This is a genomic window from Pseudidiomarina atlantica (genome assembly GCF_000753735.1).
GTDB classification, from domain to species: Bacteria; Pseudomonadota; Gammaproteobacteria; order Enterobacterales; family Alteromonadaceae; genus Pseudidiomarina; species Pseudidiomarina atlantica.
On record NZ_JPIN01000009.1, the window covers coordinates 50339 to 66913 of the forward strand.

The 16575-nt window shown below is 49.9% G+C and carries 19 protein-coding genes and 2 tRNA genes; 6 read left to right on the plus strand and 15 right to left on the minus strand.

Annotated elements, in window-relative coordinates:
- Positions 1–6 precede the first annotated feature (6 nt).
- The 5 genes from IDAT_RS09665 (at position 7) to IDAT_RS09685 (ending at position 3383) form a co-directional block, all read left to right on the plus strand.
- A complete protein-coding gene (locus IDAT_RS09665; protein ID WP_051986692.1) occupies positions 7–1041 on the plus strand; it encodes an MBL fold metallo-hydrolase in 1035 nt (344 codons plus the stop codon).
- Between the two features lie 84 nt (positions 1042–1125).
- The gene (locus IDAT_RS09670; RefSeq protein WP_034733243.1) at positions 1126–1521 is read left to right on the plus strand and encodes a hypothetical protein; all 396 of its coding nucleotides are present in this window, start codon (positions 1126–1128) and stop codon (positions 1519–1521) included.
- On the plus strand, positions 1518–1724 hold the full coding sequence (locus IDAT_RS09675) for a helix-turn-helix transcriptional regulator (protein ID WP_034733245.1): 207 nt from the start codon (positions 1518–1520) through the stop codon (positions 1722–1724). Before IDAT_RS09670 ends, IDAT_RS09675 begins: the two co-directional genes overlap by 4 nt.
- 64 nt (positions 1725–1788) lie before the next feature.
- Entirely contained in the window at positions 1789–2565 is a 777-nt protein-coding gene (locus IDAT_RS09680) for a ZIP family metal transporter (RefSeq protein WP_034733247.1), read from the plus strand.
- Positions 2562–3383, plus strand: a complete 822-nt coding sequence (locus IDAT_RS09685; RefSeq protein WP_034733248.1) for an NAD(P)H-binding protein — start codon at positions 2562–2564, stop codon at positions 3381–3383. The genes IDAT_RS09680 and IDAT_RS09685 overlap by 4 nt, the downstream gene beginning before the upstream one ends.
- Here IDAT_RS09685 and nadA read toward each other — a convergent pair.
- The 15 genes from nadA to aspS form a co-directional block, all read right to left on the minus strand.
- Positions 3380–4429: a quinolinate synthase NadA gene (gene nadA / locus IDAT_RS09690; RefSeq protein WP_034733250.1), complete on the minus strand. Its 1050-nt coding sequence runs from the start codon at positions 4427–4429 to the stop codon at positions 3380–3382. The two genes, IDAT_RS09685 and nadA, sit on opposite strands and share 4 nt — an antisense overlap.
- A 68-nt stretch (positions 4430–4497) precedes the next feature.
- Positions 4498–4573, minus strand: a tRNA-Lys gene (locus IDAT_RS09695).
- Positions 4574–4606: 33 nt separating this feature from the next.
- Positions 4607–4682, minus strand: a tRNA-Lys gene (locus IDAT_RS09700).
- A gap of 137 nt (positions 4683–4819) precedes the next feature.
- A complete protein-coding gene (gene ybgF, locus IDAT_RS09705; RefSeq protein WP_034733252.1) occupies positions 4820–5575 on the minus strand; it encodes a tol-pal system protein YbgF in 756 nt (251 codons plus the stop codon).
- Positions 5576–5606: 31 nt separating this feature from the next.
- A complete protein-coding gene (gene pal, locus IDAT_RS09710) occupies positions 5607–6143 on the minus strand; it encodes a peptidoglycan-associated lipoprotein Pal (RefSeq protein ID WP_034733254.1) in 537 nt (178 codons plus the stop codon).
- Between the two features lie 64 nt (positions 6144–6207).
- Entirely contained in the window at positions 6208–7566 is a 1359-nt protein-coding gene (gene tolB, locus IDAT_RS09715) for a Tol-Pal system beta propeller repeat protein TolB (protein ID WP_425277396.1), read from the minus strand.
- A gap of 48 nt (positions 7567–7614) precedes the next feature.
- Positions 7615–8505, minus strand: a complete 891-nt coding sequence (tolA, locus tag IDAT_RS09720) for a cell envelope integrity protein TolA (RefSeq protein WP_034733256.1) — start codon at positions 8503–8505, stop codon at positions 7615–7617.
- Positions 8506–8549: 44 nt separating this feature from the next.
- Positions 8550–8987 carry a protein TolR gene (gene tolR, locus IDAT_RS09725; protein ID WP_034733308.1) on the minus strand — a complete coding sequence of 146 codons (438 nt, stop codon included), beginning with the start codon at positions 8985–8987 and terminating at the stop codon, positions 8550–8552.
- Positions 8987–9700 (minus strand): protein TolQ, encoded by a 714-nt coding sequence (gene tolQ / locus IDAT_RS09730; protein ID WP_034733257.1) that lies wholly within the window; start codon positions 9698–9700, stop codon positions 8987–8989. Before tolQ ends, tolR begins: the two co-directional genes overlap by 1 nt.
- Complete coding sequence (ybgC, locus tag IDAT_RS09735; RefSeq protein ID WP_034733259.1) at positions 9690–10115, minus strand: tol-pal system-associated acyl-CoA thioesterase; 426 nt, start codon at positions 10113–10115, stop codon at positions 9690–9692. The genes tolQ and ybgC overlap by 11 nt, the downstream gene beginning before the upstream one ends.
- A gap of 753 nt (positions 10116–10868) precedes the next feature.
- The gene (gene ruvB, locus IDAT_RS09740; RefSeq protein WP_034733261.1) at positions 10869–11882 is read right to left on the minus strand and encodes a Holliday junction branch migration DNA helicase RuvB; all 1014 of its coding nucleotides are present in this window, start codon (positions 11880–11882) and stop codon (positions 10869–10871) included.
- Between the two features lie 107 nt (positions 11883–11989).
- Positions 11990–12610: a Holliday junction branch migration protein RuvA gene (ruvA, locus tag IDAT_RS09745; protein ID WP_034733263.1), complete on the minus strand. Its 621-nt coding sequence runs from the start codon at positions 12608–12610 to the stop codon at positions 11990–11992.
- Complete coding sequence (gene ruvC, locus IDAT_RS09750) at positions 12607–13122, minus strand: crossover junction endodeoxyribonuclease RuvC (RefSeq protein WP_034733264.1); 516 nt, start codon at positions 13120–13122, stop codon at positions 12607–12609. The genes ruvA and ruvC overlap by 4 nt, the downstream gene beginning before the upstream one ends.
- Positions 13119–13868 carry a YebC/PmpR family DNA-binding transcriptional regulator gene (locus IDAT_RS09755; protein WP_034733265.1) on the minus strand — a complete coding sequence of 250 codons (750 nt, stop codon included), beginning with the start codon at positions 13866–13868 and terminating at the stop codon, positions 13119–13121. The genes ruvC and IDAT_RS09755 overlap by 4 nt, the downstream gene beginning before the upstream one ends.
- A 14-nt stretch (positions 13869–13882) precedes the next feature.
- Positions 13883–15655 carry an aspartate--tRNA ligase gene (gene aspS, locus IDAT_RS09760; protein WP_034733266.1) on the minus strand — a complete coding sequence of 591 codons (1773 nt, stop codon included), beginning with the start codon at positions 15653–15655 and terminating at the stop codon, positions 13883–13885.
- Between the two features lie 158 nt (positions 15656–15813).
- Between aspS and cmoA the strand changes: the two genes are divergently transcribed.
- Positions 15814–16557, plus strand: coding sequence for a carboxy-S-adenosyl-L-methionine synthase CmoA (cmoA, locus tag IDAT_RS09765; RefSeq protein ID WP_034733267.1), 744 nt, complete (start codon positions 15814–15816; stop codon positions 16555–16557).
- The last annotated feature ends 18 nt before the right edge of the window (positions 16558–16575 follow it).

Consider the following 16575-nt stretch of genomic DNA (forward strand, 5'->3'; position numbering starts at 1 on the left):
TAGGACGTGCGCTGGTGGGTTGGTTTGTTTGCTATCGCTGTGGTGATTTTTGCGGTTTCATCGGGTAGCTCACCAGGGCGCTTTGCCGACCGCAACCCCTATTTACAACCTAAAGATACCAACGCGATTGATTTCTTTATGATGAGGTGGTTTGGCGATGACGTTTGGGCCGATCAAGTCGCTGAACTTGCGGTCCAACCGGAACTGGTGGCGCAACAAACTGTGAACCTCGGTGCGCTATTGGCGCCGGGTCCGCAACCGCAAATCACCTGGTTGGGGCATGCCACCTTTCTGCTCCAATATCGCGGTCTGAATATCCTTACCGACCCGATTTTTAGTGACCGCGCATCACCTCTGAGCTTCGCCGGACCTGAGCGTTTGCAGGCACCACCGACTCAAATTGCCGAGCTACCAAGCATTGATTACGTAGTGATCAGCCATAATCACTACGACCATCTAGATACCGCCACGATTCGTGCTTTGGGTTCTGATGTCATTTACTTAGTGCCACTGGGGTTAACCCCATGGTTTACTGAGTTAGGCATTCCGGCGACCAAGGTTCGAGAGTTCGATTGGTGGGACGAACGCTCGTTCGGTACGCTGCGCGTTACCGCGACACCAAGCCAACACTGGTCGGCACGCAGTTTATGGGATAAAAACGATACGCTCTGGGCTAGTTGGCATTTAGCCATTGGCGACTGGCAAGTATGGTTCGCCGGCGACACTGGCTATAACGACAAACAATTTAAAGAAATCGGTCAACGTTTTCCGAAAATCGATGATGCGCTCTTGCCTATTGGTGCTTATTTGCCGCGTTGGTTTATGCAACCTCAACACATTAATCCCGAAGAAGCGTTACGCATGCATCGCGATGCTGGCGCACAACGCTCGTATGCAATGCACTGGGGCACCTATCAACTTGCCGCGGAGAGCCTCAACCAGACGCGCGCAGATCTAGATGCAGCCAAGCAAAAGCTCGGGGCGAACAGCACAACGGTACAGCTAATGGCCATTGGTGAAACGCTGAGCATTAGTCACTGATATGAGACATTAAGTAAATAAGACTTTACTTTTAGTAAGAATGGATCAACTATAAGTCAACTTTACTTTACTTATAGGTGTTTTATGTCTCAACAACAAACAAGAAAACGTACACTTTTACTCGCCATCTGGACTGCACTTTGGGTGTTATCGACGGCGTTAGTGACTTACGTCAGTACCCAACATCAAACGGATTACACAACTTTGAAAGCTGGGTTTTTAGCGCTTAATCTAGCGATTGGCATCATCATGATCGAAATGAATCGGCGCTATGTCCTTGCACTTGACGAACTGCAGCAGAAAATCCACTTGCAAGCAATGGGCATTAGTCTCGGTGTCACGCTCATTGGCGGTATCGCTTATAGCCTTGCGGATGTAGGAAATCTAATTCAAGGTGATGCTGAAATTGGTTACCTAATTATGCTCATGGGCATCAGCTATCTGATCAGCGTGGTCACGGGTGCACGGAAGTACGCATGAAGAATCGTTTAAAAGTATTGCGCGCGGAGCGCAACTGGACCCAAGCCGATCTTGCTGCAGCAGTTGATGTGTCGCGCCAGACCATCAACGCGATTGAGAAAGGCAAATTTGATCCCAGCTTATCGCTCGCATTTAAGTTTTCGCGCTTGTTCGATGCGCCCATCGAATCTTTATTTTTCGATGATAGCGATAGCAAAAACTGAGTGCCATTTTAATCTAGCCTAAGGTAAGCTGTTCCCATTGTAGGTAAAAGGCGATGAGAACAGCATGGATTTAGTACTAACGGCCTTACTTGCGAGTACCGTAACCGGTGCTCTCACTGCCGTAGGAGCGCTGCCAGTATTATTCGGTAAGCGGCCGTCTGAGCGCTTCAATGACACGCTACTTGGCTTTGCTGCCGGCGTTATGCTGGCGGCATCGTTTTTTTCACTAATCGTACCCTCGATTGATATTTCGACCGAGCTATATGGCGCCGGACCTACGCCTGCGCTAATTGCGGTATTTGGCATTCTGCTCGGCGCCGGTGCTATTGCCGTGATGGATCGCCTATTACCACATGAGCATTTCATCTCGGGTCCAGAAGGCATCGCCAGTGAAAAGATTTCTGGCGTGTGGCTGTTTGTCTTTGCCATTGCCATTCACAACTTCCCCGAAGGTCTGGCCGTCGGCGTTGGCTACGGTAGCGGCGAAACAGATACCGCCTTTTCGTTAGCGCTCGGCATAGGCTTACAAAACTTGCCTGAGGGGCTTGCAGTAGCTGTTGGCTTAATGGCAGTTGGCTATTCGCGCGTGAAGAGCTTCTTGGTAGCGGCACTTACTGGTCTGATTGAGCCAATTGGCGGTCTGGTCGGCGGTATTTTCGTTAATTTGTCGCAAGTTCTACTGCCGTGGGGGCTAGTTTTCGCCGCAGGTGCTATGCTATTTGTGATCAGTCACGAAATCATTCCAGAAACGCATCGGCGCGGCCACCATCAACGCGCGACCGCAGGCTTGATGGTCGGTCTCGTAATTATGTTATTCCTTGACGTGTGGTTAGCAGCATGACAGCAGTCAGTTTTATTGGATACGGTGATATCGCAACGCGCACCAGCACAGCGTTGATTTTAAGTAGCTACACTAAGATGCGTGGCTTGTGCCGCTATCCTGAACTTAAAGATAACCCAGCGCATGTTGAGCTGATTGCTGGCGATGCCGCCAACGCGGCTGACATCGAACGCGTAGTGACGGCAGAAACTGAAGTCATCATCATGACGTTAACGCCAAACCGGCAGAGTGACGATAGCTACCACAATGGTTATGTTGTGCCCGCTCGAATATTGCAAAATCACCTGCAAACCAACGGTTGGCAGCCGCGTATTATCTTTGTTTCAAGTACTGGCGTGTATGGCCAGCGCGATGGCAGCTGGATCGATGAAAGCACTCCAGCAGAGCCCAGTGACGGTGCCGGTAAAAGTTTACTGCAAGCTGAACAGATTATTGCCAGTGCGAGTCCCCACACCACGATTCTGCGCTGTTCTGGTATTTATGGTCCAGAACGGACGCGCTTAGCGGAATTATTGATTTCTGGTGAAGGTGTGATAACCCCAGCGTGGACCAATCGTATTCATGCCGACGATGTCGCTGGATTTATCGCGTACTTAGTCCAAAATCCTGAACGGTCACAGCCGATATTTTTAGTGAGTGACGATGAGCCGCTGCTACAAGAGGATGCTTACGGACGTTTAGCAAAACGTTTGGGTATCGATTTGCGCACGATTGCGCGCAGCGAAGAAATTGGTCGCCGCGGCAGCAAGCGTGTCAGTAACCGCTTGCTACATGCCAGCGGTTACCAACTCACTCACCCAACCTACGAGCCGCGTTAACCTTTTTTGAAATTCAGCATGCGTGTGAGCGGCTGCATCGCCCGCTCACCCAATGCTGGGTCAACATGAATCTCGTGCGCCTTACCGCCGTGCTCGAGCGCATCAGCAATAGCGACCAAGCCATTCATTGCCATCCATGGACAGTGTGCACAACTACGACAGGTAGCGCCGTTGCCCGCCGTTGGCGCTTCAATAAAATGCTTATGCGGTGACAACTGCTGCATTTTGTAAAAAATACCGCGGTCGGTCGCGACAATAAAGGTGTCATTTGGCAATTCTTGACTCGCTTTGATCAACTGCGAGGTAGAACCTACGGCATCGGCGAGTTCAACCACTGCTGCCGGTGACTCCGGGTGCACCAAAATCGCCGCTTCTGGGTAAACTTTTTTAAGGTCTTCCAGCGCTTTCGTTTTAAATTCATCATGCACCACACAAGCACCCTGCCACATCAGCATATCGGCACCAGTTTGCTTCTGAATATAATTACCCAAGTGTTGATCTGGCGCCCATAAAATCTTTTCACCCTCGGCATCCAGATGATCAACGATATCCAGAGCGATGCTTGACGTGACGACCCAATCCGCGCGCGCTTTCACCGCTGCCGAAGTGTTGGCATACACCACCACAGTACGGTCAGGATGCGCGTCACAGAAGGCTGAGAACTCTTCAATGGGGCAACCAATATCAAGTGAGCAGGTCGCTTCTAAAGTCGGCATCAGCACGGTTTTATGTGGCGTTAGTATTTTGGCGGTCTCGCCCATAAACTTAACACCTGCAACAATCAGGGTTTCAGCTGCATGGTTTGCGCCAAAGCGAGCCATCTCCAACGAATCTGAAACGCAACCACCGGTTTCTTCCGCCAGTGCTTGGATTTCAGGATCGGTATAGTAATGCGCCACTAGCACCGCATTTTTCTCTTTTAAGAGCTTTTTGATGCGAGCAATGGTGTCAGCTTTCTCACGCTCGTTGAGTGGCTTAGGCTTGGCTGGAAACGCATAATCAAGCTTATCGATGACACGCGCTTGAATTTCTTCAGTGATACTCATACGACTACTTCACTACAAGGAATAAGTTCGGGGATTATAGCGAAAAAAGCGAACGGGGTAAAAAATAGTGGTGGGTCGTGCAGGATTCGAACCTGCGACCAATTGATTAAAAGTCAACTGCTCTACCAACTGAGCTAACGACCCACTAAAAAAACAGAATGGGGATGATGAGAAGATTGGTGGGTCGTGCAGGATTCGAACCTGCGACCAATTGATTAAAAGTCAACTGCTCTACCAACTGAGCTAACGACCCAATCTCATCGGCTGCTGCTTATCAGCGGCAACGGCGGCATAGTTTACTGAAAAAGCCGCTCGTTGCAACTGTAAATTGCAGATAGATGGTGCGTTTGCTCAATTTGCGAGCATTCGCGGCAAATCCTTACAAGGTTGTTACAAATTAGCGAGACGTTGGCGCGCTAAATCAGCCGGTGTGCTGCTTGGATATTCCGCAATGACTTTATCAAAGTAACTTTTCGCAAGCTCTTTTTCGCCCTGTTGTTGCGCAACGATTCCAAGCTTCAACATGCTGTCTGCACGCTTGTTGCTGTCTTCGAACTGCTCAACCACAGCGGTGAACTCAGCTTTCGCCTCGGCAAAATTGCCTTCCGCGTACAACAACTGACCTAGCCAATAATGCGCGTTAGGAACGTAGGTAGAATTAGGAAAGTTTTCGATAAACTTTCTAAACTCGGGAATCGCCGCGTCATAGCGACGGTCTTCCATCACCATACGAATGGCTTTGTCGTAAGCGTCGTTCTCGCTTAAGTCACTTGAATAGTCGCTACCACCATTGTTGCTACTTCCGGCTGCCGGCATCTCTGTCGAAACCGCAGTGTCGTTGCTAGCAGGTGGTGGAGTTGCATTCAACCGGCGGTCAATCTCTTGATAAATCTCCCGCTGCCGTTGCAAAATTTGTTCAAGTTGGTAGGCGTGCTCTTCCGTTTGACCGCGCAATTCCGCAACTTCGGACTGCAACGATGCCATTTGGTCTAACAACGCCATTTGTGCAGCATTACGTGCATCCATGACGCGTTCAAGTTGCTCTAAGCGTTCTTCAACGCTGCCACTGCCTAATTTAGATACCGGTGCCTGCGCAAGCACGACACCGGGAATCAAAAAGGCCAACACGAGAATTAATTTTTGCATTGGCTTACCATTTATTGCTTGTTAGTGCGACTTAGTATACCAAAACGCCACGACGGTTTTTCGCGTACGCAGCTTGCGTAGACGCATTTACCAATGGCTTTTCTTCACCGTAAGAAACAGTTTCGATTTGGTTTGAGCTAACACCTAAGTTTTGTAGGTATTGTGCAACTGCTTTCGCACGACGTTCACCCAACGCGATGTTGTATTCTGGTGTGCCGCGCTCGTCACAGTGACCTTCAATCGTCACAGTTACATTCGGATTTTGTACCAAGAACTCAGCATGCTCAGAAAGCATTGAGCCGTACTCTGAACTGATGCGCGAATCATCGAAAGCAAAGTAAACAATGTTTTCTTGACGCAAGGTTTCCATTTGCTCAGCACGAATTTCTTCAGGCGTTTTCGCACGATCAGCTGAGTCAATCTCTACACCTGATCCATCTTGTTCTTGCTGCTGCTGGTTAGTCTGTTGATTTGCCGCATCGTCAGCGCTTTGGCTTGAGCTACAAGCTGCCAAGGTCAGCATAGGTACAGCGATAAACAGGCTTTTTAATAACTGATTTGCGTTCATGTCCGCGTTCCTTTGTTCAAAATGTTCAAAAATGACTGAAATTGTAGGTATTCATGCTAATGCACTAGCGTAAAAACGGCGACCACGCAGGTGATTTAACTTCACCTTTACGGGCTGGAAGACGCGCTTTAAAGCGGCCGTCCACCGAAACCAACGCCAGTACTTGTTGGTTATTATGTGTTGTACTATAAATCACCATGCTGCCATTTGGCGCTAGGCTTGGTGACTCATCCAACATTGTTTGGGTCAATACTTGCATGCCGCCTGATGGATAGTCTTGCTTGGCAATATGATAATTACCTTGCGTACGATTCACCATGACTACTTGCTGACCGTCTGGAGTCCAAGTTCCCCCCAAGTTTTGCTCACCTTCGAAGGTGACTCGGCGAACCTGACCTGAATCTAAATTTACGCTATAAAGTTGCGGTCTTCCACCTCTTTCTGACGTAAAAATCAGCGATTTACCGTCCGGTGCCCAACTTGGTTCCGTATCAATTGAATAGTGCTGAGTCACCCGCTCTAAACGCTTCGTTGCAATTTCCATGACATAAAGTTCTGGATTGCCATCTTTCGATAACACCATAGCCAACTTTTTGCCATCTGGCGAGAAAGTCGGACTACTATTAATACCAGAGAATGAGGTGATCTTCTCACGACGTGTAGTGTAGATGTCCTGAATGAAAATTTCTGGACGCTTGTTCTCAAAACTTACGTAGGCCAGCTTATTGCCATCTGGTGACCATGAAGGTGACATGAGCGGCTCTGGGCTACGCAGCAAAACTTTCTCGTTGTAACCATCGTAATCGGCAACCACTAACTCGTATGGCTTATCATTGTCGTGATTGACAGTTACATATGCGATGCGGGTCATGAAAGCGCCCGGCTCGCCGGTCATAGTTTCATAAAACACATCAGAAATGCGGTGTGCGTATTGACGGAATTGATCACCACCAATCACACTGCGACGCGCATCAAGAATATGGTCTTGTGAGTCCACTAACTGACCATTGCGCAACTGGCGCGAACCACTGGTAATCTGACCACGCAAGATATCGATGATTTGGAATGAGACGGTGTAGCGGTCGACCGCATAAGGTTCAACCGTTCCCACTAACACAGCTTCAACACCCAGGCTCGCCCAGCTGGGATAATCGATTTCCGTTTCATTGCTGGGCATTTGTGGCATACCGTTCACCGGAATCGGATTAAATTTGCCACTACGCATAAGGTCTGCGGCAATCACTTCGGTTAGATTACCTGGAGCAGGCCCTTCACCAAGCCAACGAAACGGTACTACGGCAATCGGACGCGCACTGTCGATACCATCGGTAATGACGATTTCGAGTGAAGCATTCGCTGGGCGCTGAACCATTATTAGGGTCAGCAGCGCAGTCAGCGCAATCAATGTCAATTTTTTCATCATAGTATTGGTTACCGTTACTTCCTAAAAAAACTTGTATGAGAGCCTATCTTAATCAAATTCAGGCGCCACCGTAAGGTTAATGTCCTTCAATTGATTAAATACCTCAGGATTATCTGACACCGGCAAGCTGCCAGCTTTAAATACCGCATTTTCGGTCGCTTTACACACTGCAGGGTCGCCACCTAAGTTAGTGACCGAAATAACAAAGCCACTTGATGCCAGACGAATATTGACGCGACATTCTTTACCACGCATCGACGGATGGGTGATCAAGTTGCGCTGAATCGTTGCTTGGATCAAGCTGGTGTATTTGCCCACTTCGCTCTGCACCGCTCGCGCTCGTGCTGCCGCACGTTGTTCCCGTTCACGCGCAAGCTGCTCTTGCAATTGGCGTTCGCGCTCCGCGCGTGCACGCTCCTCCGCTTCTTTGCGCTTGCGTTCCTCTTCAAGACGACGCGCTTCTTCTTCGCGACGTTTGCGCTCTGCTTCAGCTTTACGCGCCGCTTCTTCTTCAGCTTTACGGCGTTGCTCGGCTTCGGCTGCTTTGCGTTCCGCCTCACGCTGTTGCCGTAAAGCACTATCTTTTTCTCGTTCCAAGCGCTCACGCTCGGCCCGTTGCTGCGCCTCGAGTTCGCGTTGGCGTTGCTGCTCAGCTTCACGTTGGCGTTTCGCCTCAGCAGCACGGCGCTCAAGCTCCGCAATCTCGTCCTTACGCTGCTGTTCCGCCGCCTCAATCGCTGCTAACTGTTGCTCCACCTTGGCTTTATCCACCGTCGCTGCCTGCACGATCTCTTCGTTGGGCAGCACTTCTTCACTCAGCGGAGCATCGAGTTGAATCTCCATGACTTTGGGCGCGCTCGGTGAAAACAACGAGCCTGCAAACAGCACCACGACAACCCCTAAATGCAATGCTATCGACAGCAGCAGAGGCGTTGTCATCTCATCCGGCCATGTAAACTTACCAATCTTCACATGCGCCTCACTTAACTCTCGGTGTCTTCGGTCATCAAGCCAACCGACTCAACCCCGACCTGCTGTAGCAGCACCATCAGACGGACCACTTGGTTATAGGACACACCACCGTCGCCATTCACCATAAAGCGCGTTTGTGGGTCCCGAATCATCTCGGCCTGCACCCGCGCCGCAAGGGTTTCGAGGTCCAAAGCATCGTTTGGGTTACCAATATTATTCAATGAATTGATATAAAATTGACCATCACGATCAACCGTGACAATAACAGGTGGTTTGCTGTCTTCACTCAAAGGCTCAGCATTCGCATTCGGCAAATCAACTTTCACACCTTGGGTGATCAGCGGTGCCGTCACCATAAAGATAATCAGCAATACCAACATGACGTCGATATATGGCACCACGTTGATTTCCGAAACCGGCTTGCGCCGTTTGCGCATGGTGGTCATCATCATGACGCTTCACCCGCCTTAGCAGCCGCTGGTTTCGTTGGAGCACTGCCTTGGCGCTGCAAAATCGCCAACAGTTCATCCATAAAATTCAAATATTGATTATCGACTTTCTCAACTCGATGCGCAAAACGGTTGTAAGCGATGACCGCTGGAATCGCTGCGAACAAGCCCATAGCTGTGGCAATCAAAGCCTCGGCAATGCCCGGCGCAACCATCGCCAGTGTCGCTTGCTGCACCGCCCCCAAACCGATAAAGGCATTCATGATACCCCAGACGGTACCGAACAAACCGACGTAAGGACTGATAGAACCGATAGTGGCAAGCAAACTCAAGTTACTCTCTAACCCGTCGACTTCACGTGAATGCACCACGCGCATCGCCCGATAAGAAGCCTCGAGAACCTGTGGCTGTGTCAGTGCAGTATTATTACGTAACCGCGCAAACTCTTTGAAGCCAGCATAGAAAAGCTTTTCCATACCGTTGGCATTTTGCGCCCGCGCGCTTATTTCTTGATACAAACGCGCCAAATCAACACCAGACCAAAACCGATCCTCGAAAGCAATCGCATCCTGGCTGGCTTTCTGAATAACCTTGCGACGCTGAAAAATCATCATCCAACCGGCTACCGAAAAAGCTAGCAACATCAGCATCACCAGTTGCACCACAAAGCTAGCTTCTAGAATTAACGCAGTAATCGACATCTCAGCTTGCACGCTTCAGCACCTCTATTATTTCCGTTGGCATAGGTACCGCGCGCACCGCGCTACCCACTTCCCCTAAATTGACACATGCCGCGCGGATCTGCGCTTGGCATAACACATTATTTTCGTTATCAAGCACCTGTTGACTAAATTCGACCGATGCACGCTTCAAACGTTCGACCACAACCGTCACGCGCAGTTCATCGTTAAAGCGCGCCGGACGCAATAAATCCATTTGCACTTGGCGAACAACGAAACCGATGCGGTGCGCAAGCCAAGTATCTTGTTCAATCCCCAGCGAGCGTAACCATTCAGTACGCGCCCGCTCAAGGAATTTGAGATAATTGGCATAATATACGATACCGCCTGCATCTGTGTCTTCATAGTACACACGAATGGGCCATAAAAATGCATTTGTCGCGTTCATCCAGTTACCTTTGCATGATTTTTTCGTTCTTCGTTCTTCGTGATTCGTTATTCGTTATTCGTTATTCGTTATTCGTTATTCGTTATTCGTTATTCGTTATTCGTGAGTGGAACCTCTAGCTATAGCCGAGTTCCGAGCTTCGAATGCATTTTTATTCGCATCCAATATCAAAAAACTTACAAGCAGAGGTCAGCCCCCTAACGATTAACCAGTAACGAATAACGGTTGTTATTGATTAACAATTCATAATTATGCATAAAATTTTTTATTAGCCAAAATTTACCAAAAACATTCATTCTTTTGTTTTTATTGATTTATTTTGGTCTTACCAATTTTATATAGGCTATTTTTTGCGCTGCATAATTTATTCAATATTAGATTTTCTAATGCATGCCACAATTTTTCTCGTTTGAACAGTTATCCGACCTCCGTATAATGTGCTGCATATCAGTTACGAAGAGACCGGTTGTCAATTCTATCTGTTATTGTTCCCTGGATTTAACTTCCTTGTTGTTCTGTAGTTTTAACCCGCCTCCCCGGCGGGTTTTTTTTACCTGTAAAATATCGTTATTCGTTATTCGTTAATCGTTAGTGGAGCCGCTAGTTATGTTCGCGTTTCTTGCTGCGAATGGTTTCTTAGTTGCTTCCGATATTGGAAAGCTCGTATTCGGCGCTTAACAATTGGGAGCAGAGTCTCTCAACCCTAACGAATAACGATTAACGATTAACGAATCACGAATCACGAATCACGAATCACGAATCACGATCTTTGAACGCGAGGCCGAAGTGGGCGTAGGCATGCGGTGTTGCAATACGGCCGCGCGGCGTACGCTGCAAAAAGCCCTGCTGGATCAAGTACGGTTCAAGCACGTCTTCGATAGTGTCTTTTTCTTCGCCAATGGCAGCGGCTAGATTATCTAATCCGACCGGACCACCGGAGAACTTCTCCATAATGGCAAGTAACAGCTTACGGTCCATGTAATCAAAGCCAGCTTCATCGACATCCACCATTTTCAATGCAGCCGACGCAATCGGCTGGTCGATCTTGCCATCGTTGCGCACTTCGGCAAAATCACGCACACGACGCAATAAGCGATTGGCGATGCGCGGAGTACCGCGCGAGCGCCGTGCAATTTCGGTAGCCCCGGCAAAATCCAAATCTAGATTCAAATAATTCGCGGAACGCTGAATAATGGTGGTGAGCTCTGGCACGTTGTAAAACTCGAGGCGCTGCACAATGCCGAAGCGATCACGTAACGGTGACGTCAAGGCGCCCGCACGGGTGGTCGCGCCAATCAAGGTAAAGGGTGGCAAATCAAGTTTGATAGAACGCGCAGCGGGACCTTCACCGATCATAATGTCCAGCTGATAATCTTCCATGGCTGGATAGAGTATTTCTTCAACCACTGGACTCAGACGATGGATTTCATCAATAAACAGCACATCGTGCGCTTCGAGGTTGGTCAACAGTGCCGCTAAATCCCCCGCTTTTTCTAATACGGGGCCAGAAGTTTGGCGAATATTCACTTTCAATTCGTTGGCAACAATATTGGCGAGCGTGGTTTTACCCAGTCCCGGCGGGCCGAATATCAACAGATGATCGAGTGCTTCTTCACGTTGCCGAGCCGCTTGAATAAAGATTTCCATTTGCTCGACAACGTGGGTCTGACCGGTATAGTCAGCCAGCATCTTCGGCCGAATTGCACGGTCAATGACGTCGTCTTCGCCTTGTTTCTGCGGCTGATTAATACGATCCGGTTCAATCATTTAAAATTCCCAAATTCGTCATTCGTTATTCGTTACTCGTTATTCGTTTAGCTTGAGTCGACTAAGGCTCCCCCTAACGAATAACGAATAACGAGAAACTGTTCTTATTACATATTCTTCAGGGCGGTGCGGATCAGCTGCTCGCTGCTCGCGCCATCGTCTGCTTTCAATGCCTGCGCCACCGCTTTCTCCGCCTGCGCGGGCTTGTAGCCCAGAGCTAGTAACGCACTTAGTGCGTCATCACGCGGCGAATTACTGACCAGTGTGCTTTGCATGTCGCCAAAGTCAATTGATGCTGCATCGGTCGCAGGTGTTGCACTGCTCCACTGCTGCAAGCGATCGCGCATCTCAACCACCAAGCGTTCGGCAGTTTTCTTGCCGACACCCGGCAATTTTACCAAAGTGGAGACATCGTCGTGGGTCACCGCCTGCACAAATTGTTGCGCGGTCATACCCGACATTATGGTGAGCGCTAACTTAGGACCTACGCCTTGGGCTTTGATTAACTGGCGGAACAGGCTGCGCTCGGCAAAGGTATTAAAGCCGTACAACAACTGCGCATCTTCACGGACAACAAAATGAGTAATAATACTGACCGGCTCACCAATATCAGGCAGTTCATAAATGCAGGTCATTGGCATTTGTACTTCATAGCCCACTCCGTGCACGTCAAGCATGACTTCGGGGGGCTGTTTACTGATCAGCGTACCACTTAAACGTCCTATCAACGGGATCTCCTTCCGGCCATTAAGATGGCCTGTTGCCGATGGTGCGCATGACACATCGCCACCGCTAAGGCGTCGGCTGCGTCCGCTTGTGGCCGATGACTTAATTTCAGCATCGCCACCACCATATGTTGTATTTGACTCTTATCGGCAGCGCCAGTGCCGACCACTGCTTGTTTGACCAAGCGCGCCGCGTATTCAGCGACGGGCAATCCGGCTTGCGCTGCGGCAACGATAGCGGCGCCACGCGCTTGTCCGAGCTTCAATGCCGAATCGGGGTTACGTGCCATAAACACTTGCTCAATGGCGAATTCGTCGGGTTGAAACTGCGCGATAAGTTCACTCACGCCATCATGAATGACCTTGAGTTTTTCAGCAAGTGCTAGCGGCTTTGCCGCTGTGCCGGCCGCGTTTATGCAACCGCTAGCAAGATAAGTGAGCTGATTGCCAGACTGGCGAATCACGCCATAGCCGGTCAAACGTGAGCCTGGGTCGATGCCCAGAATCACGGTCATGAGCTGAGCCGCTCCAACACATCGTCGGCGATATCGGCGTTGTGATAGACCTCTTGCACGTCATCAAGTTCTTCGAGTGCGTCAATCAGCTTCAGGAATTTTTCGGCATCTTCTTCGGCTAGTGGCGAACGCGTGTCAGGTAATAAGCCGACTTCAGCATGATCAGGGGTGAGATCAGCAGCCAGTAGCGCATCTTTTACCCGTCCAAAGCTATCTGGGGTGGTGTAAACATCGAAGCTGCCATCATCATTGCTGACAAAATCTTCGGCGCCAGCCTCAAGCGCGGCAGCCATTAGCGCGTCTTCGTCATGCTCAGGGCTAAAACTCAACACACCGCGCTTGTGAAACAAATAAGCGACCGAGCCATCGGTACCTAAGTTGCCACCATTTTTGCTAAACGCAAAGCGAACTTCGGACACCGTACGATTGCGGTTATCCGTCATGGTTTCGAGCAAAATCGCCACGCCGCCGGGGCCATAGCCTTCATAGGTAAGTTCCTCGACATTGTCGCCTTCAAGACCACCGCTGCCGCGCTTAATCGCGGTGTCGATGGTGTCTTTTTTCATGTTATTGGCGAGCGCTTTATCTATCGCTGCACGGAGTCTTGGATTGGTTTCGGGGTCACCGCCGCCTTCGCGAGCGGCAACCACGATTTCCCGAATGAGACGGGTGAAGATTTTGCCGCGCTTAGCGTCCTGCGCGGCTTTGCGATGTCGGATGTTGGCCCATTTGGAATGTCCAGCCATCGTCCTACTCCTCGTTAGTCTTTTGCTTCCTCAGCTAACTTAACGGCTACGCCAAGCTCCTGCAAGGCATCTTCGTTGGCAACGCCTGGGGCATCGGTCAATACGCAGGCTGCGGTGGTGGTTTTCGGGAAGGCAATGACTTCACGAATTGAGCTCGCGCCCACCATCAACATCACCAGGCGATCGAGACCAAAAGCTAAGCCCGCATGCGGCGGAGTGCCGTACTTCAAGGCTTCGAGCAAGAAGCCGAACTTCTCTTGTGCTTCGTCTTTGCTGATGCCCAAGATTTCGAACACGGTTTGCTGCATCGCGTTTTCGTGAATACGCACCGAACCACCGCCAACTTCAACGCCATTCAAAACCATGTCATAAGCATTTGACAATGCCGCGCTCGGATTCGCTTTCAATTCTTCCGGCGTAACGCCTACTGGCGCAGTGAACGGATGGTGAATCGCATACAACTCACCGTCATGCTCTTCGAACATAGGGAAGTCAACGACCCACAACGGACGCCATTCATCGCTGACAAAGCCATGTGCTTCACCGACTTTCAAACGTAATGCACCCATCGCCTCAGCAACTACGGTTGCATTATCGGCACCGAAGAACAGAATATCGCCATTAGCTGCTTCAGTGCGCGCCAAAATACCCTGCAACGCAGCATCTGGAATAAATTTGAGTACCGGTGACTGAATACCGTCACGGCCAGCACTTAAGTCATTCACTTTCATCCACGCCAAACCTTTAGCGCCATAAATGCCGACAAAAGCGGTGTACTCGTCAATCAGTTTACGAGTGATATCGCCCGCTTTGCCTGGCACCTTCAGTGCTGCCACACGACCCTTAGGATCATTTGCAGGTCCCGCAAACACTTTGAATTCAACATCTTTCAGTAGGTCTGCAACGTCAACCAGTTCCAGCGGGTTACGCAAGTCAGGTTTGTCACTACCGAAACGACGCATGGCTTCATGCCAGGTCATGCGCGGAAAATCACCGAGATCAACGTCGAGCATTTGCTGAAACAGGCTTCGGACCATCTTTTCAGTCACCGCCATGACTTCGTCGGCGCTCATAAATGAGGTTTCGATATCAATCTGCGTGAATTCTGGCTGACGGTCAGCGCGTAAGTCTTCATCGCGGAAACATTTGACGATTTGGTAATAGCGGTCAAAACCGGACATCATCAACAACTGTTTGAACAGCTGTGGTGATTGCGGCAAGGCAAAGAACTTGCCTTTGTGGGTACGGCTCGGCACCAAATAGTCGCGCGCACCTTCTGGGGTAGCGCGGGTCAGCATGGGTGTTTCGATATCTAAAAAGCCAGCGTCATCCATGAAACGACGCACCGCACTGGTCACCCGCGCACGGAACTGCAGGTTGTGATTCATGTTCGGGCGGCGCAAATCGAGGTAGCGATAGCGCAAACGCGCTTCTTCGCTAACATGCTGGTTGAAATCAATCGGCAGCGGCTCTGAGCGACTGATGATCTCTAACTCACTCGCCATCACTTCGACGGCACCCGTCGCCATGCCCGCATTCACTTGGCTCTCAGGACGCGCACGCACAGTACCCGTTAAACGGATACAGAATTCTTGACGCAACTTGTTCGCAGTTTCAAAGAGTGCAGCTTGATCCGGATCGAATACCACTTGCACCAAACCTGTACGGTCGCGCATATCGATAAAAATCAGACCACCGAGGTCACGACGTTTGTTCACCCAACCACACAGAGTTACCTGTTGGTCGACAAGGCTTGTTTCAAGCTTTCCGCAATAATGGCTACGCATGGGTTTGTCCCTACCACAAGTTAAAATTTTTGAAGCGCCACATTATAACGGACTCATAGAAATTGTCAGTAACAGATGCGGAAAGAAAATCCTCAATTTGCGCTGCTGTTTACGCTAAACTACACAGTGATTTGAGATTTTTTGCAGGATGAACCTAAGTGGGCCAATTTGATAGCAAACCTGACGCCATTTTTGCCGAGCCATTGAGCAAGGTGAGTGATTTCGTGTTCGACCAACGTGTGGTCGAAGTTTTTCCCGACATGATCAATCGTTCAGTGCCCGGCTATCAGAGTATATTGCAAGGCATCGGCCAATTGACCCAGCGCTTTGCGCAAGCTGATTCAGTTTTGTATGACCTTGGTTGTTCGCTCGGCGCCGCAACACTTGCCATGCGCCAAGGGGCCAAAGACTTAGCAGGTGTGAGTATTGTCGCGGTCGACAACTCAGCGGCTATGGTCGAGCGCTGTCGCTTACACCTCGATGGCTACCGCAGTGAGATTCCGGTGCACGTAGAATGCGCCGATATTCGCGCCATTGAGATGGCGAATGCGTCGGTCATCACCATGAACTTCACGCTGCAATTTGTGCCGCCGGAGCAACGCCAGGACGTGCTGCAACGTATCTATGACGCGCTCAACCCGGGCGGAGTGCTACTGCTTGCGGAAAAATTCCGTAGTGCTGACCCGACGATGGATGCAGTGTTGGTCGACTTGCATCATGAGTTCAAGCGTGCCAACGGTTACAGTGAGCTAGAAATCAGTCAAAAGCGCGCCGCGATTGAGAATGTGATGCGCATTGATACGTTAGAGGCGCATCATGAACGTTTGCGCGAGATTGGTTTTGCGCATTCGCAGGTCTGGTTTCAATGTTACAACTTCGCCGCCCTGCTCGCAGTGAAATGAAACGACCGTTATTCGTTA